Source organism: Arthrobacter sp. NPDC093125, assembly GCF_044754225.1.
Classification (GTDB): Bacteria; Actinomycetota; Actinomycetes; order Actinomycetales; family Micrococcaceae; genus Arthrobacter.
The window spans coordinates 103,522-122,549 of record NZ_JBIVOQ010000011.1 but is presented as its reverse complement, the minus strand read 5'-3'; the positions used below and the strand labels follow the sequence as shown (position 1 = coordinate 122,549).

Below are 19,028 nucleotides of genomic sequence, written 5' to 3'. Positions count from 1 at the left end.
CCCGCCGGCGTCAACGCCTTCAACCCCGACACCGCGCGGCACTACCTGGCCAACGGCGCCAACTTCATCCTGGTCGGCGCCGACGTCGCCCTCCTCGCCCGCGGTTCGGAAGCCCTCGCCGCCCAGTACATCCCCAAGGCCGACGGCGGCCCCCGCGCCAGCTACTGACTCCGGTGGCTGGGACCGCCGACCTCTTCCACGGCAGGCCCAGCCACCGGCCCCACTTTTTTCCTCAGGAGATCCGACATGACCACTTCACCCGTAACCTCTACCCCTGCCGCCACTTCCGGGCGGGAGTCTGCGCTCCTTGCGTCCGTGCCTACCGGCCTGTTAATCAATGGCGAGTGGGTGGACGCGTCCGACGGCGGCACGTTCGACGTGCACGACCCCGCCACCGGGGAGGTCCTCGCCACCCTCGCCTCGGCCACGAGCGAAGACGCCATCGCCGCTTTGGACGCGGCCGACGCAGCCCAGGCGTCCTGGGCGCGCACCGCACCCCGGACCCGCGCAGAAATCCTGCGCCGCGCCTTCGACCTCGTGACCGAACGCGCCGAGGATTTCGCGCTGCTGATGACCCTGGAAATGGGCAAGCCCCTGGCCGAGGCCCGCGGCGAGGTCACCTACGGCGCCGAGTTCCTGCGCTGGTTCTCCGAAGAAGCCGTCCGCGACTACGGCCGCTACCTCACCACCCCCGAGGGCAAAGACAAGATCCTCGTCCAGCACAAACCCGTCGGACCCTGCCTGCTCATCACGCCCTGGAACTTCCCGCTGGCCATGGCCACCCGCAAGGTCGCACCCGCCGTCGCCGCCGGCTGCACCATGGTCCTCAAACCCGCCAAACTCACCCCGCTCACTGCCCAGTACTTCGCGCAGACCATGCTCGAGGCCGGTCTGCCCGCAGGAGTCCTCAACGTCGTCGCCTCCTCCAGCGCCTCCGGCATCTCCGGTCCGCTCCTGAAGGACTCCCGGCTGCGCAAGGTCTCCTTCACCGGCTCCACCCCGGTAGGCAAGCGCCTGATGGCCGACGCCGCCCAGAACGTCCTGCGCACCTCCATGGAACTCGGCGGTAACGCACCGTTCATCGTCTTCGAGGACGCCGACCTCGATGCCGCCGTCGAAGGGGCCATGGCCGCCAAGATGCGGAACATGGGCGAGGCCTGCACCGCCGCCAACCGCTTCCTCGTCCACGAATCCGTCGCACAGGAATTCACCCGGAAGTTCGCCGCCGCCATGGCCGCCCTGACCACCGGCCGAGGCACCGACCCCAACACCCAGGTCGGCCCGCTCATCGACGCAGGAGCCCGCGACGACGTCCATAACCTGGTCACCGCCGCTGTCGACGCCGGAGCCACCGCCATCACCGGCGGCGCACCCGTGGACGGGCCCGGCTACTTCTACCAGCCCACCGTCCTCGGCGGTGTCCCCAATAACGCCGAGATCCTCCGCCAGGAAATCTTCGGCCCCGTCGCCCCCGTCACCACCTTCACCACCGAGCAGGACGCGATCCGCCTGGCCAACGCATCCGAATACGGCCTCGCCTCCTACCTCTACAGCCGCGACTTCAATCGTTTGTTGAGGGTAGCCGAACAGATCGAATTCGGCATGGTCGGCTTCAACGCCGGCCTCATCTCCAACGCCGCAGCCCCCTTCGGCGGCGTCAAGCAATCCGGCCTCGGTCGTGAAGGCGGCACCGAAGGCATCGCCGAATACACCACCACCCAATACCTCGGCATCGCCGACCCCTACGCGCGCCAACCGAACCCCCAGGGGTCACTCAGGTACACGTCAGGAAACCTAAACCCCAGCCTGATGCAGTTTGAAGCCCACTAGGCGTCAGAATGGGGCTGCAGTCCTGCCTATCAGGCGATCGGCGAAACAGTTCTGCGTCAAGGACATTCCGCGGACGTTTGTCGGGATGCCAGTATGCCGTCCGGTCATCGCCTCAAAGTGATGAGTGCTGGGGCTGGGATGTCGTCGCAGTTGCCCTCAAGCGACAGCCCCGGCAACGCCTTAAAGCAGACGTAAGTGTTGACACTGTCAACACCCTCTTTGGCACGACAAACAGCTGGCAGCTCTCCTGATGACCCCCGAAGAGCCGCGGACGAAAATCCGAAACCAAAGTCTTAAAGGTCATGTAGTACCCATGCCTCCCGACCATGAACTGGTGTTGGACACGCACGCCCAACCCACAGCACCGAAAAGAGGAACCCCCGCAGACCCCGTAAAGAGCAGGCGGAGCGCCCACCGGCCAGGGCACTGAGCCCGCCACCCACACACCTGAATAGGCCACCGCGGCGGCCAGCCCACAGCCCGCGAACCAGTGTCAGAGGAACGCCACCACAAGCTATGTCAACACGTTAAAGCAAAAACCCCTCTGACGAGGGGATATGCTGTGCCCGAGGTGGGACTCGAACTGCATTCCAGCCCTTGCAAACACAGGAAAGTCCCGAAAACATAGGCAATCCGAACCAGTCCGACCGATATACGACTCAGTTCGAAGGAGAAAGTGTGGACATTGTCCACACCCCGAATTCATCCGATTCAGCACGCCAAACGACAAACCGCCCTCCCATTGTGTGAGCGCGGTCCTTCTTTGTGGAGACACGACTGGGACTACGCGGACGGGTTCATCGCGTCCCCGTTTGTGAATGACGCCGCCCGCAAGGCACAGAGCATGCGACCGCCGAGAGGCCCACCCGACAACGAAGAATGTCACGGCAACGACACCTCCCTCAGCCATCCCATGAGCAGACCGGCTGACACACGCGTGACCACGCCAAACATCGGCTGCGCGGCCATCCGGCTGCGCACCAGAACCGCTCCCTGCTGTGACCAGGCACGACATTCCGGTCCCTGGCCCAGGATCACCAAAGCCTGTCCGCAGACTTCGGGCACTACCGGTTCACGAGATGTGAGGCAATCATCCCCGCGCTGTCCTCCAGCGAGACGACACCGGCGCCCACCCCCACGACGAGATCTAACGCCGCAACGGTGGTGAAGTCATGACGGTAGCCATTGATCCAGAGCATCAGGACCATCAGCGTCCACGCCGTGCGCTTGTTGCCGAAGATCAGAGGATGGAACCGCGCCACCGACTCAAGGAGAGCCGCCGCCTTCGCCGCTAACAGCGGATAGGCCTCCACACCCCTGACCGATGTCGCCGGCCGGGCCAGCGCCGAGGCCAGGAGCCCGATGTCCCGGACACGAAAACCGTACCGGTCAACAACTTGCAGCGCGTCCTCGATCTCGAGGTACTCGGTCGCGCATCCTCAAGGCGCGTCAAGAGCTCAGCGTCATGGCTCATGACGAAACCAGGCCCTCGCCAATGCCACGGCGGCGCCGATGACGCTGAAGCACAAGCTCAGCACCTTGGAGCAGCAACGCAGACTTCGAGGTGTGTTCCTCGGCTGCAAGCTGGTCCAGCCGCAGGGTATGGAAACGCCTCGCGGGTGGTTGGCGGCGGGGCGTTCGTCGTCGGATTGGCGTGGTGGCCGTCATTGCTGACGGCGGTTTTCCCTGCTCGCTGTTCTCGGTGATCGCGGACTGGGCTGCGCAGAGGTCAACGATGGCTTTGTTGCCGACGTAGGTCGCGATCAGGGCCGAAACGGCAAGATTCGGTCAAGTGCAGGTGCTCGTTATCGCGCAGGTACCTGGCCATTGGCTCAGACCTGACGTGGCTCACGGGTCGTGGCCTCGCGGTGGGCCGACGCTCTGACCTGCGGTGATGCCAGTGGACTGATGCTTTTTCACGCACCAATGGGTTTTTGGTAGGAAGGCCACGGTAGCGACGGCAGTGCAGATCGCCGAGTATGTGCGCGGTCGTCAGCGGATCGTGGCGCATGTCGGGTCGGTGCATACGGAGGCCGAGCTCGGCATGGTCGTCGTGGCCGACGCCGGCATGCTCTCCGCCGGCAACCTGCGCGAGCTGGACGAGGCGAACCGGCGGTTCATCGTCGGCTCCCGGATGACGAAGGCCCCGGCCGACCTGGCCTCGCACTTCAGTTGGCACGGCGACGCATTCACCGACGGCAGCTGATCGACACCATCACACCCAGAACCGGGCACAAGAATGAGAACAACACCGACGTGCGCGCCGAACCCATCTGGGACCCCGCAACGAATCCCGGCTCATGGCGGGCGGTGTGGGCCTACTCCCGCAAGAGAGCGGTCCCCGACGCCACCACCCTCACAGCCCAGGAGAACCGGGCCCGCGAGGTCATCGAGGGACAGAAGACTGCCCGAACCCCGCGCTTCGTCAAGACCACCGGCGGCAAACGCAGCCTCGACGACGCCTCACTGACCCGCGCCCGGCAACTGGCCGGCCTCAAGGGCTACGTCACAAACATCCCGGTGACGGTCTTGGCCGCAACGGAAGTCATCGGCTCCTATCACGACCTGTGGCACGTCGAACAGTCCTTCCGGATGAGCAAGACAGACCTACGGGCCAGGCCCATGTTCCACGGCACCCGGGACGCGATCGAGGCACACCTGACGATCGTATTCGCCGCGCTGTCCGTCTCCAGAGCCGTCCAGAACGGGACCGGGCCCGCCGTCGCCAACGTGATCAAACAGCTCCGACCCTTGCGCTCAATGACCATCGCCATCAACGGCACCAAACAGAGATTCGACCCCGACATCAACACCGGGCAGCAAGCCATCCTCGACGCAGTCCATGACCCGAAATTTCACGCACTAAGGAAATGAGCGTAGTCAGAAGGGCAGGTGCTCGTTATCGCGCAGGTACTGGCCATTGGCTCAGACGCACTGTCCCAGCAGTTGATGACAGGGATTGATCGGATCAGCCCAGGGCATCTAACGATCCATACCAGTTTGTCCTGCATTAAGGGAGGATGGCTCGGAATTGCTTCCGCGCCGTCCTCCCGCCTCTATCGGCTGAAATCATCATTACGTGCTTCAGCTGGGAGTACTCATCGATGGATTGAGCCGACAGAACCTTACCGTACCCGGATTGACCAAATCCCCCAAAGGGCATTTCGGGAACGGTTGTGTGATGGCCGTTCACCCAGATAGTTCCAAATTTCAGCGAGGACATCAATTCCAGCGAACGGTCCAAATCCGAAGTCCACAAGCCGGCCGACAGGCCATAGTCAACGTCGTTCGCCCACTGAAGCATCTCCTTCTCAGAGGAAGAACGCTGGATGGTGACGACAGGCCCAAAGACTTCCTTCTGTACCAGTTCGTTGTCCTGCCCGACATCTGCAACTACTGTGGGTTCCACGAAGAATCCCGGCTGCTGCATCCGTCCTCCTCCGGTCAGGATTGAAGCCGACGTCGCCTCGGCCCGCTCAAGAAACCCCAGCACGCGGTCCATTTGACGTTCGGAGATTAGTGGTCCGATCTGGGAGGCTGGATCGAAGGGATCACCGACTCGCAGGTCTCGGACTTCCTCAAGGTACTTGGAAAGAAAGTCCTCATAGACAGCGTCATGCACAATAAGCCGGCATGGCGCAGTACACACCTGACCCGCGTTGATGAAGGCAGCCTGGGCAAGGTAAGAGGCCGCCCGACTTACGTCAGCGTCTTCAAACACCAGTACGGGTGCCTTGCCGCCGAGTTCTAGTTGCACGCGCTTCAAGGTGTTCGAAGCTGCCGCCGCAATCTTCTTACCGGTCGAACCGTCACCTGTCAGCGACACCATTGCGATGTCGGGATGATCGACGATGGCCGCTCCGGTAGTTCCATCGCCGAGGACAACGTTGACGACACCCGGAGGAAACACGCTGTCAATAAGTCCGGCCAAAGCAACTGTCGTGTACGGGGTGTTCTCGGAGGGTTTCAGAACGATGGTATTTCCCGCAGCCAAGGCCGGAGCGACCTTCCAAAGAGCCTCGGTTAACGGAAAATTCCAAGGCGTAATGAGACCAAGTACGCCAATGGGCTCACGAAGCAGGACGGAGGTGGTGCCCCGCTCATAATGCCCGGCAGCCGACGCGGCGTTGGCACGGAAAGCTCCGGCGTAAAACCTCAGAACATCAACCACTGGCGGGATTTCTTCCAGCGTTTGCGAGAGTGGCCTGCCGACGTTCAGGCTTTCGAGGATCGCGAGATCATGGCCGGAGGCCTGAATCAAATCAGCCAACTTGTGCAGGTATTCACCGCGTTCTTTTGGTGTAGTCAGACGCCAGGCCTCCAAGGCACTCTTCGCTGACTGAACTGCACGATCGACGGTTTCCCGAGAGGCGATAGGTGCCTTGCCGAGTTCTTGGCCGGTACCGGGATTCACGACAGGGAAAGTGGGACCGTCCTCCCTTTCCCACTGGCCGCCAATGTAGTGAGCGAGACTGACCCCTTGAGCAGCTTCCGGCGCCTCAGTCAGTAAGGATGGGGATGTCACGAGTAGTCCTCTTTGATGAGGTCGGCGGCTTTGGCTCCCACCATCACAACTGTCATGTTGGGATTAACACGTACCAGTTCGGGGAAGATTGAGGCGTCTGCCACCCTCAAACCTTCGACACCTCGTACCCTAAGCCGGGGATCAACGACCGCGTCTGAATCGTCTGCCGCACCCATCTTGCAAGTAACGCTGGGATGATACACGGTGTTGGAGTATCGACGGGCATACGCACCCAACTCCTCGTCACTTTGCAGCTCAGGACCAGGTGCAACTTCCCGTACAACCCAATCCTTCAGAGCCTCGGTACCTGCGATCTTACGTGCCAAGCGGATACCTTCCACTAGAGTCTTCTCGTCGCGGCCTTCCGTGTCGGTAAAGTACCTTGGATCTACAAGTGGCTTGTCTTTCGGATCCGCAGAGGCCAGACGAACAGTTCCCTTGCTGGCCGGCCGGGCAGTGTTAAGGGCAAGGCAGAAGGCCCGTGGCGGGCTGTCCAGCTCGTCGAACGGTTCCGTGTGGAGCCAATAGGTAAAGTGCCCGAACGTCGCCTGGACGCTAAAATCCCCCTCAGCCAACACGTCTGCGTAAACACCTAGGTCAAGGCCGTTAATACTTTCACCCGGGTCTTTGGAAGATTCCCAAATGACGGGTGTCTCAATGTGGTCGGACAGATTGGAACCTACCCCGGGCAGGTCTTGAACAACCTCAATGCCATGTTCCTTCAGGTGCTCTGCCGGCCCCAGGCCGGACAGCATAAGCAGCTTTGGCGTGTCGATGGCCCCGGCGGACACGATGACCTCCCGGGCGGCGCGAAAGACACCCTGGTCCGTCTCAACTCCAACGGCCCGGCCCTCTTCGATGATTACCCGGAGAGCCAGGGTCTCCAGCTGCAGATGCAGATTCTTAGGGAGCTCGGCAGTGGGAAATAGGTACGCGACGGCAGTGGAAACCCGGACACCATCGTCCTCATTTAGGGATACCCACGAAATCCCCTCACGGTAGTCGCCCTTGGTGTTGTCGATGGTCTCGAGGCCAGCTTCATTGGCAGCGGCCAGGAATGCCTGGGAGAGTTCCGCCTCTTGGGTGACACCATGGACGCGCATGTCCTTGAACACCTGATCAAAGTACGGCGCAACCCCCTCGGCGTTCCAGCCATCCGCACCCAAGGCGCTCCACCTGTTCATATCTGCATCAGGTGCCCGCAGTGCCCACGCGTCATTGTGGGCGCTGCAACCTCCGAGCATCTTGGCTCGGCTCATGTGCATGCGCGAATTTCCGCGCTCTTGGGGCACGATCGGGTAGTCATAGTCATATTTGAGGTCTCCAACTAGTCCCAAGGACTCCTTGAGCAGGAGCACCTTCGGATCATCCTCATACGCGGGCCCGCCCTCGATCAGGCACACATTTACTGAAGGATCATCAGCAAGCCTCCGCGCGATAACGGCGCCGGCTGATCCGGCACCCACAATGATGTAATCAAAAACGGGGATGTTGGCGTTCAAAGGAATACTGCCTTCCAATACATAAGTGATCCCACGTCACATGGCGGGCTCACAACAAGTGGCCGGCCAGACGCAGCCAGGGTCAGGCCACTGGTTTCTTGAATACTGCCTGCTACCGGATCCGGCCCCTTCCGATCACCCTGCACCAATGCAGGGTGGTTGCTCAAAGTGCCGGTAGCGCACACTGGAACTTAACTTACTGGGACCGGACCTGATGGGGAATTACTTACCGGTAATTTCCAAGTGCTATTGGATAGAACGATATGGCCGGAAACACACTCCTCCAATCATGAACTGAACAAAAGAACCTTGGGAGCTTCAGAGGGATTCGGCCTGCCGGTCCGGGTGAAACGAAGGCCTCCCCGCCGCTACGGCCACTGCACAAGCACTCGTCCTGACTCGCCCAGCACCGAGCGGAGGGCTGCCAACAGTTCGTAGGCCTTCAGCAGCCCTCCAACCATCGCCGTGTGCCACCTTAAGGGAAACCCGAGTCAGAACGAGAGTCGTTCGTAGACCGGACTATTGGCGTCCGATTCGCGCGTACACCTGGGGCTTGGTCCGCTTATAGACAGCGGCAAGCAGAATACCTCCGAAGAATACGACGCCGAGGAAGACCATAAGCGCCGTAGAAAGTGCCTGCGATCCACCAGTCAGGGCGTTAAAGTTCGTGATGGCGAGGTAGGCGCAGATTCCGAGTCCGACTGCCGCCAGGCTGGGAGCAATCACGCGCGGGAAGAATGAGAAGCGCCGGCCGTTCCGATTTAGGTAGACGAGAATCGCGCCGTCACATATGAAGAGAATCACAATCAGCACCAGACTGGTCATGCCCAACATCGCCGCGTAGAACGCAACCGGATCCACGTTTGCAAGGATCGCCGCAATGTTGACCGCCAAGCACGCGAGGCTTGCCACAAGCGAAGCACGATAGGGCGACCCCTGCTTCGCGTGGACCATGCTCAGTTGCTTCGGCAAAATGCCATCGGCGCCGAGATTGAAGAGATAGCGGGAGACGATGTTGTGCCCCGCGAGAATCACGGCGAATGTGCTCGTGAACACCAGTACCGAAGAGATGTCGGATAGCAGTTTCCCGCCGAAGGCCAGGAAGGTCGCGTGCATTGTTCCAGTGGGATCCCCTGCGGCCTGCTCAATAACGTTATCCATTCCGGCCGCGTTGACAAATGCCCAAGAGGTGACTGCGTACATGATCGTGGCGGCGATAACGACCATGTACGTCGCAACTGGTACCGTCCGGGACGGGTTCCGAACCTCCGAGCGGAACAGCGCTGTGATCTCGAAACCCCCGAACATGCCGATAGCGAACAGCATCGCCATTGCCACGGAGCCGTTGACCCAGTTCTCTGGAATCAGCGGGTCGGCAGAGATGACGCCGGTGGCCCCGCCCTGCACAAACACGGCGATGTCGTAAATGACGATGACGAGTAACTCTAGCCCGAGGAACACTGTGAGAAGAGTCGCCGATAGTGAGAACTTCAAGAGACCCAGTACGGCTACGACGAGCCAAAGGATGATTCCCCAGACATACCAAGGTAGTTCGGGCAGTCCAAGGGTGTCATGGAACAACTGATTCGACACGACACCGCCGAAGGCGAACGTTCCGGAATAGGCTGCAAAGTAGCCGATGAGAGTCAGCAGTCCGGAGCCTAAGCCAAGCTTTTTTCCCAACCCTGCTGTGATGTACGCGTAGAACGCCCCCGGCGTCGGCAGGATCTTCGTCATCCGGGTGAACCCTAAGGCGAACAACCCGATTGTCACGCCGGCCACGATAAAGGCACCAGCCGCACCGATCCCGTTTCCGTATCCCACGACAATTGGAATGGCCGCAAACACGATCACAAGCGGAGCATTCCAGGCCATTACGGTGAAGAACAGGTGAAATAGGCCAAGATTGCCTCTAAGTTCCGGCTGAGCGCTTGTAGCCTCTTGCGTCATTGTGGCCATGAGGTCGTCCTCTCTGGTGGATGTCAATTTGGTCCTTGTGGGTTTGCAAGACGGTTCCAGCACAAGCCCTTCTTGATCCACACAATGCCAAGCTATGCAATCCGTGGCGTGCGTCACATAGGCACTTTTACGAAGCAAGGCTTCGACGCCCGTGAATCTCATAAACGTGCCGTCCCGCTTCCGGTGGCGGGCGAGGCAGCCGAACGGTCCCTGACCTTGCTCGGCGTCGCACCTGGGGAGACTTTGCTCGTTCATGGAGCAGCAGGATCGGTCGGGACCACCGTGGTCCAACTTGCCGCGTCTTGCGGTGTGCGTGTCATCGGCACACCGCCGGCCCTGAAAACCAGGACTATGTCGCCTCACTCGGCGCTGTCGCGACCTAATACGGAGACGGGCTGGTCGACCGCGTGCTAGGCGCTTACGCCCAGCGGCCATCAACCTGCCCGGTGGCACCGACCGGATCGGCACTCTTGCCGATTTCCGCGCTCATCAGCTCGGGATCGCTCTTGCCAACGGCGCCACGGAACGCTCGTCCGGGCGCGCCGGCGTAGAACGCCGCTATCGGAAAGGTCGTCACCACTATCAAGCTCGTGCTCACCCTCCCCTGATTGGCTTTCCGCCCCGTGATCATTTCGCCAACGAAGGAAAACTTATGCTGAACCCCCTGCGGACGCCAGCCCGTCGGCGGCACTTCTCTCCCCCATCGCCTTGTCATGGCCCCTATGACTCGCGGTCGCTCCACCCCTGAGGGGTGCCAACGGAGCTGAACGCCGAGGCTACGTTCGGATGCGCCATTAAACACCCCTGACCCAGCGACGTTCTATGGAGGTGGCGCTGTAGGCTACACCGACTACCCGACACACAGCGGCTGAATGGACTGACAAATGCCGACTCCAAACCCGCCCGTCCCCACAACCTTTGACCAGGGCATAGTCAGCTACGCAATCTTCCAACTTGCCCGCGCCCACCGGGGCTACGCATCCAGCCTGCTCCGACAGTTGGAGCTCCATCCAGGACAAGAATTGGTGCTCATGCACCTCTTCGACCGGGACGGCCAGACCAGTCCGAGCTGCTCGCCAGCGTCGGACTCGACCACTCAACCGTGTCCAAAACCCTGCGCCTGCTGCAGGACGCCGGCCCTTTTGTCCGCCAGCCCCCAGACCACGACCGCCGCGTGATGGTCGTCCATCTCGCGGAGAAGGGCCGACCATGCGAGAACCAATCGCTTCCATGTGGCAGACCTTGGAAGAGATCACAACACGAAACCTGTCAGCACAGCAGGCGGAGTCCGTGATGAACGCCGCTGACACCATCATTAAGGCAATCAACGCTTGACCAAACCGGCCGCATGGCAAGTGGGGCGATATAACCGAGCCCCTTCGCCCATCTGGAGAATGCGACCAATACGCGGGGTGAGTCATTGGGACTGCGCTCGCGTAGATGGGCGTTCGATGAGTTGTGTATCGAACTCGTATCGCTTCAGATCTGGTCGCTCAGCGGACAACGACTGAAGAAGCAGTTCGACAGCTGCCCGACCCATTTCAGCGTAGGGCTGCCTTGCGGTAGTAAGTTGCGGACTCACGAGCAGGGCGGCCCGTTCATCGTCGAAGCCAGCGACTGCGACGTCCTCGGGAACTCGCAAGCCCCGTGTCGCCAATTCGCGCATGGCTGGAGCCGCCAGTCCATCGAAGGCGCAGAAGATCGCATCGAAGGTCCGGCTCGTTTCCAAAAGCTGACCAAGCTCACGACAGCGTGGTGCGGTCTCGTCGTAAGCGGTTTCAACGATGAGGCTTTCATCTATCGCGATGCCCGCCCCGGCCAGGACATCACGGTAGGCCTGCTCGCGCTGACGAATGAAGAGCTCCTGACCACCCAAAGCGTCCGCTTCTCCAGCGGGCGTACGGAGGAAGACGACCCGGGATCGGCCCAGCGAAAGAAGGTGGCGGGTGATTTGGACAGCCCCTGAATAGTTGGCAGCGGATATGGATGGGAAATGAATATCCTGGCTTAAGTCGTCGATTGCGACGCCGGGAATACCGATGCTGTCACAGGCTTCCCGAACAGATTTCTGGTCGGGCACGCTGATAACAATGACACCTTCAGTAGGTATGTTTTCAAGGCCTTCGATTACCGCCGCCAGCCCGCCTGGCGCCCCCGCCACTGGATGGACGAGCATCTGGTAGCCGGCCTCGGAAGCCGTTTCGAAGGCGCTGCGTACTACCGGCTCCCACCAGCCCCAGGCGTCGTCGGGGACAATCGCGCTGATGACATGGAATCCTCCTCGCCGCAGAGCGCGTGCTGCGACAGAGGGGCGGTAACCAAGTTGCCGCGCGACCGCCTTAATGCGGTCGCGAGTAGCGGGGCTTACATCTTTATGGTCGCCCATTGCACGCGACACCGTCGCGATGCCGACACCTGCCTCGCGCGATATATCGGCCAGGGTAACCTTTTGCGCCATCGTTTCTCTTCTCCACCAACGCTCTCTTGACCAAGACATGATCGATGACCTAACTTTATCGGAAGCGTTACCGGAAACGTTACCGGTGCGCGCCACAATCTGTACTCAATGACGAGGAACCCTCATGTCCATAACCACGCCGGCCACAGTTGGCCGCACCCCGACACGAGTCGGTCCCATATTCATCGCGGTGTACGCCTTCGCTATGTTTGGCATCTGGATGGCGATCAATCTCCCGGCCTCCGTTACCCTGGCGCTGCGGATCTCCGAGATCGACCCCGCAGGGAAGACGACGAGTTATTCAATTGCTGCAGGTGTCGGCACACTCACCGCGGTGCTCGCGAACCCATTCTTCGGGCGGCTGAGTGACCGGACGCGCAGCCGGTTCGGGCGTCGCCGTCCATGGATCGTCGTCGGGCTTGTTGGAACCAGCCTTGGCGCAGCCGTGATCGCCTTCTCCAACACATTCCCGATGCTTCTACTCGGCTGGGTACTCATGCAAGCGTTCGTCAACGCGGCAATTGCAGCCACGCTCGCGATCGTTGCCGACCGTGTCCCCGACTCCCAGCAAGGTCTGGTTGGCTCACTTTCCGGTGCTGCGGCGTCGGCGTCGATGGTCATCGGCGTCTTCTTCATTCAGGCTTTCCCGACGAGCATCCTCGCGCAGATCGGTCTTCCCGTTGCGATGGCCCTCGTCTTTGCCAGCGCGTTGCTCGTCCTATTCAAAGATGACGCCCCGGCTGCGGAGCCGCTCCCGCCCTTCAGCGTTCGGCAATTTTTCGGATCGTTCTTCGTCAACCCCCGACAGGAGCGGGATTTTTCCTGGCTCATCCTGGCGTTGTTCCTCCTGTCCTGCGGGTTTGGGGTGGTCGCGACCTACACCGTGTATCTCCTCCAAGACCAAATCGGCGTGCCGGAGGCGGATCTGGCAAATGCCATCACGACGGCTTATGTCATTCCTGGTTTGGTTGCCTTTGTGATCGGTCCCATTGCTGGCTGGGTCGGCGACCGACTTGGCCGCCGGAAACCCCTTCTCCTCATGAGTGCCCTCTCAGGCGTCGCGGGAATGGTCGTGATCGCAACCTCCGCGTCGGTGGGTCAGTTCCTGATAGGCGTCACTCTTGTCACCGGGGTCTCGGCCGGCATCATGATGGGTACATACATCGCGTTCGGCATCGCCACTATGCGCGACAAGCTCGCATCGGCGCGAAACCTTGGCGTCGTCAACATCGCGCTCACCCTCCCGTTCTCCGTCGTCCCGTTCATCACCCCGGCCCTGCTCGCCGTCGGCGGCGGGACCGCGAACTATGTCGCGCTGGTCCTGTTCGGCGCCGTGCTGACTCTCCTCGGAGCATTACCGCTCCTCGGCATCCGTTCCACGCGCTGATAATGCCCAGCTTCAGCCCGCCAGTCCGCCGGCGACAACCGACGTACCCCTATAGAAGGAACCTAGTGAACGACTATCTTGACCCCTCACTGCCCATTGACCGCCGTGTTAACGACCTCCTGGGCCGTATGAGTGTCGCCGAAAAGGCTGCGCTCATGTTTCACCCGTCAACAGAGCCCGGCGGCGACGCCCTCACTCATACCCAGGCGGCGTCCGCTGCTGAACTCAACGTCGTCGAGCGTGGCATCACACACTTCAATGTGCTCGGTGGGGAGGACAGCGCCGCCGTCGCGGCATGGCACAACAGGTTGCAGGAACTCGCGGAGAGCACCCGGCTGGGCATCCCCGTCACGCTATCGTCCGACCCACGGCATGGGTTTCGAAGCAGTCCGTTCACAGGACAGGCCCTTGACAGCCTGTCCCGCTGGCCGGAGGCGACGGGTATTGCCGCGATCAGCGGGGTGGACGCCGCCAGGGAGTACGGGGACGTCATCCGGCAGGAGTTCCTGGCGATGGGCATTCGCGTCTACCTCGGCCCCATGGCGGATATCTTTAGTGAGCCGAGATGGTCACGCGGTTTTGGAACGTTCGGCGAGGACCCGGGAAGGGTCGCAGAGCTGACGGTGGCGTTCATCGAAGGGCTCCGCGGCGGCGCCGATCTCGGCCCCGAGGCAGTAGCGGCCGTCGTAAAACACTTCCCGGGCGGCGGGCCGCAATTGAACGGCGACGATGCGCACGACCCGCGATACCCCGAGCAGGTCTACCCCGGCGGGATGCAGTCGCTTCATATCCGCCCGTTCGAGCAGGCATTCGCGGCCGGGGCTACCCAGGTAATGACCTATTACGGCAAGCCTGTCGGCACTGACTGGGAGGAAGTCGGCTTCGGATTCAACGCTCCCGTCGTCCGCGACATCCTCCGACGTCGTTTGGCTTTCAAAGGCATTGTGGTAACGGACTGGAACCTGCTGGAAAGCGAGCAATTCGGTGATTTGACGTTCGGTCCTAACGGGTGGGGCCTTGAGGACCTCACCCCGGTGGAACGGGCCCGCATTGCCATCGACGTCGGCGTGGACCAGTTCGGCGGCGACCGCAACCCCGCGCTTATCGAGGAACTCGTCAACAGCGGCGTAATCCCCGAGTCACGCATCGACGAGTCCGCACGCCGCCTGCTGGGCGAGAAGTTCCGTCTCGGTTTGTTCGAGAACCGGCGGGTGGAGGTCGAACAAGCACGGAAGCTGTGCGGTTCGACGAGCTACTCCGAAAAGGGCATGGCAGCGCAGCGGGCGTCCCTCGTCCTTCTCTCCGACGGCGCGGCACCAATCCGCGACAACGCCCGTCTGTTCGTCGAGGGCATGGAAGACACCGATGTGTACGAGACGGTCACTGACCCGGCAACTGCCGACGCCATCCTTGTTCGCCTGGAAGCACCATTCGAGAAGGGCCGGGGGTCGGTCATCGGCGAGTACTTCCACGGCGGCACTCTCGCGTTTCCTCAGGACACCCTCGACCGCCTCGCCGCGTACGCAGCGCAGGCACCTTTATATATCTCGGTATTCCTGGAACGTCCCGCGATCGTCGGACCGTTGGTTGACCTCGGCGCAACCGTCATCGGCGAGTTCGGGGCAAGCGATCGCGTGGTTCTCGAGGCGTTCTGTGGTCGTACGCCGATTACGGGACGACTGCCCTTCGACATCCCCTCGTCTATGGAAGCTGTCGAGGCGTCGCGTGAGGACGTCCCATTCGACACCGTGCTCCCCCGATTCCGGGCTGGGTTCGGCCTCAGGCGCGACATCCGCATCGCTGATTCACAATTGCGTGTCTAATCCTGTGGGCCGGAACGTGGCTGCCGTGCGGATGGAAGGAGGAGAGCCCGGCGCGGCAACTTTTCACGTACGTTTGCCGGGTCTTAGGTAATTCCCTAGCTTCGGAGACAGTGCCCGTAAGTTCTCCATAACGAATGCGCACCTGCGAGTTTTATGTTTGTACAACCGGTCACCGCATGGTAAACGTACAGGAGCGCTTTATGACCGACAGGTTTGGATGCACGTTTCGTAACGAGGCATCGGTCCGTCCACAGCAACGCATAGCCCACCTCTCCGGCCATCATGCCCCAGTGAAGCTCTGATGGGCGTTCCAATGATCTCCGAAACCATGCAGGCCTACCGGCTCCGCAATACCGGACCTAGTGACGTCCTGAAACTGGAGACCGTCCCGACGCCAATCCCGGGCCCCTGCCAAGTCCTGGTCAAAGTTGCGGCTTCCGGCGTCTGCGGACAGGACGTAATGCATCGCTCCGGAAGCGTATATAAACCGAACGGGCGTATTTTGGGGCACGAAATAGCCGGCACTGTCGCTGCAATAGGCCCTGGGGTTACAACACTCTCACTTGGAATCCGGGTTGCATCGACCCAACGGCAGTCATGCCACCGCTGCAGGGAGTGTTTGGGCGGGAACGAAGTTCTGTGTGCCGATGGCAAGCTCCTCGGAGAAGGTCTCGACGGGGGTTACGCCCAGTATGCCGTCATTGACGAGCTAGGTCTGGCAAGGGTCCCGGACGATGTGGATGATGAGGCGGCCGCCATCGCAGCATGCGCAATCGGCACCGGGTACCACGCTTTAAGGTTGGCTGGTGTCTCTGCAGGACAGCGCGTTCTGGTCACTGGTGCCAGCGGCGGGGTAGGCATACACGCATTGCAGCTTGCACGCTCCATGGGTGCAGAGGTTATTGCCGTTACGTCAAATGCCCGAAAACGGGAACGCCTGGAGCCCTATGCCGACCACGTGGTACTTGCCAGCCGTGGGAAGTTTGACCATCAGGTACGCGCCCGGAACATCCAGCCAACTGTGATTATTGACCTGACTGCGCATTTCACCTTGGGCAATAGCCTCCGTGCTGTTGCCCGCGGGGGGACTGTGGTGATTGTGGGCAACTTGAGAAACGGAACGGTAGAAATACTGCCGGGCGCTTTCATCATGAGGGAGATTCGCCTCATCGGCTCGAAGGCGTGTACACGTTCAGAACTCCAGGATGTACTTCAACTTCTGAGCCGCGGACTGGTCCACCCCAAGATTCAGGCTGCAGTGCCACTGGCACAGGCTGCGAAGGCTCACGACATGGTGGAAAGCGGAACGGCTGAAGGGCGGGTAGTGCTGCTACCCCACGCTTGACGACCTTGGCGAGGATCCCTGAGGGGCACTGAACGCCTTAGACTGTCGGTACTTTTCTCAATGAGGACTTCTGTATTCATCGAATGGACAGTATGAGGAGCTTTAGGACTTTGCGAGCCTTGTCTGGCATAGCAGGCGAAGTACAGACAAAGGAGAACGCATTGTCGGCAACCAGCGCACGGGAGGTCTCGAGCAACGGAATTGTGTTCCGGAAACGTGCTCTCACGAAGCAGGATATACGCATCGTCCACCCGGAAGGTCTTGGCAGGGCGCTGAAGGGTGCCGTGGTCGGGAACATCATAGAGTGGTACGAGTTTGGCGTATTCGGCTTCCTCATTACTGTGATGGGGCCGGTGTTCCTTCCCCAAGCCGATCCTGTAGCCCAGTCTCTGTACCTCTTCGGTACCTTTGCAGTGACCTTTGTCGCCCGGCCCGTCGGTGGCATCTTCTTCGGCTGGCTCGGTGACCGGATAGGGCGCCGCAAGGTGCTCACGATCACCCTTCTACTCATGTCGCTCGCAACCCTCAGTACAGGGTTCCTTCCTGGATATGCGGTTATTGGCGTGTGGGCCCCGATCCTGCTTGTTCTGATCCGCTTGATTCAAGGGTTCTCGGCGAGCGGCGAGTACACGGGGGCTGCAACCTTCCTCAGCGAGTACTCACCGGACCGTCGGCGTGGGTTTTTCGTTGGGATTATGGCGTCCACAACTTACATTGGTTTTGCGCTCGGCGCCGGAGTCGTTGGTGTGCTGCAGCTGATCACCAGCCCGTCGTTTATGCAGGAATGGGGATGGAGGATTCCCTTCCTCGTAGCCTTGCCGATGACAGCTATCGCCCTCTACTTCCGCTACCGGGTGCGGGAATCGCCAGCATTCGCAGCTGTGCTGAAGGAGCGACAGGTTGCCGAGGCCCGCCGAGGCGAGGTCCAAAAGAACATGAACGTCGCGAAGGTCATCAGGACGCAGTGGCACGCAATCCTGCCCGTGATTGGAATCGCAGCGGCCGGTAACGTGATCGCCTATACAATGCTGTCGTTCGCGCCAACGTACCTGAACCAGACGCTGGGTTTTCAGGGGGCACAAGGCAACCTGGTGCTTTTCCCGCTCTACATCGCCGCCGCCTTGATTACTGCGGCCGGTGGTGCACTGTCCGACCGTATCGGTCGGAAAAGAATGCTATTCATCGGCGCGGGGATGGGGGTCATTCTTGCCATTCCGGCCTTCCTGATGATGGGTTCCGGATCCCTCCTGATCGCGGCGTTTGGTGCGCTGTTGGTGATGATCTCATCAGCGGTCTTCTCCCAGAGCTACGCCTCGACATTGCCTGAGCAATTCCCCACCGAAGCACGCGCCAGCGCTCTCGGACTTGCATACAATCTGGGTAACGCCGTTTTCGGCGGTACAGCTCCGCTCGTTGTGGGCGCCTTGGTGGCCGCCACCGGAAACAAGATTGCGCCGGCGTTTTACTTGGTCGGTGCCGCCTTGCTCGGCCTGTGGGCAACGTTCGGTCTGCGGGAGACAAGCGCGCGCCCGCTCAACGGTTCTTTGCCAAACGTCGATACTGAACGGGAAGCCGAGGAGTTGGTTGCAACCCAATCGGAAAACCGGCGACTCGACTTCAATCTCATCCCGCTTCCTTACCAGGCGTTCGCAGACACCGCCGACCAGGAGATCCCGCTTTCACCGAATGACCCGGAAGTTCAGAAGGCCGCGGCGGCCGCCCGTCTGCGGCTCGAAAATCAGCCAGCCCTGTAGGAGGCCAGACAGCATTCGAAGGGACCGTCCGCTCCCCCGGCTCCTCCCGCTCTAACCCGAGCGGGAGGAACCGGGGCTGTCATTGCCGGGAACCGTGTGTAACCATGAGCGCCTCTTCCCTAGGCGTTGCTTACACAACTGGGTTCGAACAGAGATCCTTCTCGTACAAATCCGCCCAGACCGAAACCACATAATATCCCTCGGATTTCTCGTACAGGCTTCGGTGCTCGGCGCCTTCCTGACCTATCCATAGGATGTCAGCGGATGCGGAAACTGCATCCACATACCCCGTCCGGACTATGCGGCCGTCTTTTTTTACGTGTACTCGCAGTCCAATCAGGTCTGACCAATCGGGTGAATTTCCCACGTTGCCCCCCTTTCTTAAGCAGGATTTATTCGAGAGCTTGTTCCAAGTCCGCGGCATGGTCAAAGTGTTATCCGGACA

General features: G+C 60.8%; 11 protein-coding genes and 3 pseudogenes. 8 read left to right on the top strand and 6 right to left on the bottom strand.

What is annotated here, in order from left to right; translation table 11 throughout:
- A pseudogene (locus tag ACIP9X_RS17385) lies at nt 1-168 on the top strand (2-dehydro-3-deoxyglucarate aldolase); the annotation flags it as partial.
- A 78-nt stretch (nt 169-246) separates the two neighbouring features.
- Nucleotides 247-1,749, top strand: a pseudogene (locus ACIP9X_RS17380) (NAD-dependent succinate-semialdehyde dehydrogenase); the annotation flags it as partial.
- 1,145 nt (nt 1,750-2,894) lie between these two features.
- Here ACIP9X_RS17380 and ACIP9X_RS17375 read toward each other — a convergent pair.
- Nucleotides 2,895-3,245: a type II toxin-antitoxin system death-on-curing family toxin gene (locus ACIP9X_RS17375; RefSeq protein ID WP_400481004.1), complete on the bottom strand. Its 351-nt coding sequence runs from the start codon at nt 3,243-3,245 to the stop codon at nt 2,895-2,897.
- Between the two features lie 629 nt (nt 3,246-3,874).
- Between ACIP9X_RS17375 and ACIP9X_RS17370 the strand changes: the two are divergent.
- Nucleotides 3,875-4,704 (top strand): annotated as a pseudogene (locus ACIP9X_RS17370) (IS1634 family transposase); the annotation flags it as partial.
- Between the two features lie 136 nt (nt 4,705-4,840).
- On the opposite strand, the gene ACIP9X_RS17365 reads toward ACIP9X_RS17370, so the two are convergent.
- The 4 genes from ACIP9X_RS17365 to ACIP9X_RS17350 form a co-directional block, all read right to left on the bottom strand.
- Nucleotides 4,841-6,355, bottom strand: coding sequence for an aldehyde dehydrogenase family protein (locus tag ACIP9X_RS17365; RefSeq protein WP_400480999.1), 1,515 nt, complete (start codon nt 6,353-6,355; stop codon nt 4,841-4,843).
- Nucleotides 6,352-7,857, bottom strand: coding sequence for a GMC family oxidoreductase (locus ACIP9X_RS17360; RefSeq protein WP_400480998.1), 1,506 nt, complete (start codon nt 7,855-7,857; stop codon nt 6,352-6,354). The genes ACIP9X_RS17365 and ACIP9X_RS17360 overlap by 4 nt, the downstream gene beginning before the upstream one ends.
- 519 nt (nt 7,858-8,376) lie before the next feature.
- A complete protein-coding gene (locus ACIP9X_RS17355; RefSeq protein ID WP_400480997.1) occupies nt 8,377-9,816 on the bottom strand; it encodes an APC family permease in 1,440 nt (479 codons plus the stop codon).
- A gap of 418 nt (nt 9,817-10,234) precedes the next feature.
- Entirely contained in the window at nt 10,235-10,393 is a 159-nt protein-coding gene (locus ACIP9X_RS17350; protein WP_400480996.1) for a hypothetical protein, read from the bottom strand.
- Nucleotides 10,394-11,025: 632 nt separating this feature from the next.
- On the opposite strand from ACIP9X_RS17350, the gene ACIP9X_RS17345 reads away from it, so the two are divergent.
- Nucleotides 11,026-11,151, top strand: a complete 126-nt coding sequence (locus ACIP9X_RS17345) for a hypothetical protein (RefSeq protein WP_400480995.1) — start codon at nt 11,026-11,028, stop codon at nt 11,149-11,151.
- Nucleotides 11,152-11,233: 82 nt separating this feature from the next.
- Here ACIP9X_RS17345 and ACIP9X_RS17340 read toward each other — a convergent pair whose 3' ends face one another.
- Nucleotides 11,234-12,274 carry a LacI family DNA-binding transcriptional regulator gene (locus ACIP9X_RS17340; protein WP_400480994.1) on the bottom strand — a complete coding sequence of 347 codons (1,041 nt, stop codon included), beginning with the start codon at nt 12,272-12,274 and terminating at the stop codon, nt 11,234-11,236.
- A 124-nt stretch (nt 12,275-12,398) separates the two neighbouring features.
- On the opposite strand from ACIP9X_RS17340, the gene ACIP9X_RS17335 reads away from it, so the two are divergent.
- The 4 genes from ACIP9X_RS17335 to ACIP9X_RS17320 all read left to right on the top strand — a co-directional run bounded on the left by ACIP9X_RS17335 (nt 12,399) and on the right by ACIP9X_RS17320 (nt 18,583).
- The gene (locus tag ACIP9X_RS17335) at nt 12,399-13,661 is read left to right on the top strand and encodes an MFS transporter (protein ID WP_400480993.1); all 1,263 of its coding nucleotides are present in this window, start codon (nt 12,399-12,401) and stop codon (nt 13,659-13,661) included.
- 65 nt (nt 13,662-13,726) lie between these two features.
- Complete coding sequence (locus ACIP9X_RS17330) at nt 13,727-15,484, top strand: glycoside hydrolase family 3 protein (RefSeq protein WP_400480992.1); 1,758 nt, start codon at nt 13,727-13,729, stop codon at nt 15,482-15,484.
- Between the two features lie 313 nt (nt 15,485-15,797).
- Nucleotides 15,798-16,829 (top strand): alcohol dehydrogenase catalytic domain-containing protein, encoded by a 1,032-nt coding sequence (locus ACIP9X_RS17325; RefSeq protein WP_400480991.1) that lies wholly within the window; start codon nt 15,798-15,800, stop codon nt 16,827-16,829.
- A gap of 161 nt (nt 16,830-16,990) precedes the next feature.
- Entirely contained in the window at nt 16,991-18,583 is a 1,593-nt protein-coding gene (locus ACIP9X_RS17320) for an MFS transporter (RefSeq protein ID WP_400480990.1), read from the top strand.
- Nucleotides 18,584-19,028 lie beyond the last annotated feature (445 nt).

Bases quoted from the DNA above. Each gene is read 5' to 3' on its own strand.
- ACIP9X_RS17355 (WP_400480997.1), bottom strand. From the start codon at position 9,816: ATGGCCACAATGACGCAAGAGGCTACAAGCGCTCAGCCGGAACTTAGA.
- ACIP9X_RS17345 (WP_400480995.1), top strand. From the start codon at position 11,026: ATGCGAGAACCAATCGCTTCCATGTGGCAGACCTTGGAAGAGATCACA.
- ACIP9X_RS17340 (WP_400480994.1), bottom strand. From the start codon at position 12,274: ATGGCGCAAAAGGTTACCCTGGCCGATATATCGCGCGAGGCAGGTGTC.
- ACIP9X_RS17335 (WP_400480993.1), top strand. From the start codon at position 12,399: ATGTCCATAACCACGCCGGCCACAGTTGGCCGCACCCCGACACGAGTC.
- ACIP9X_RS17325 (WP_400480991.1), top strand. From the start codon at position 15,798: ATGATCTCCGAAACCATGCAGGCCTACCGGCTCCGCAATACCGGACCT.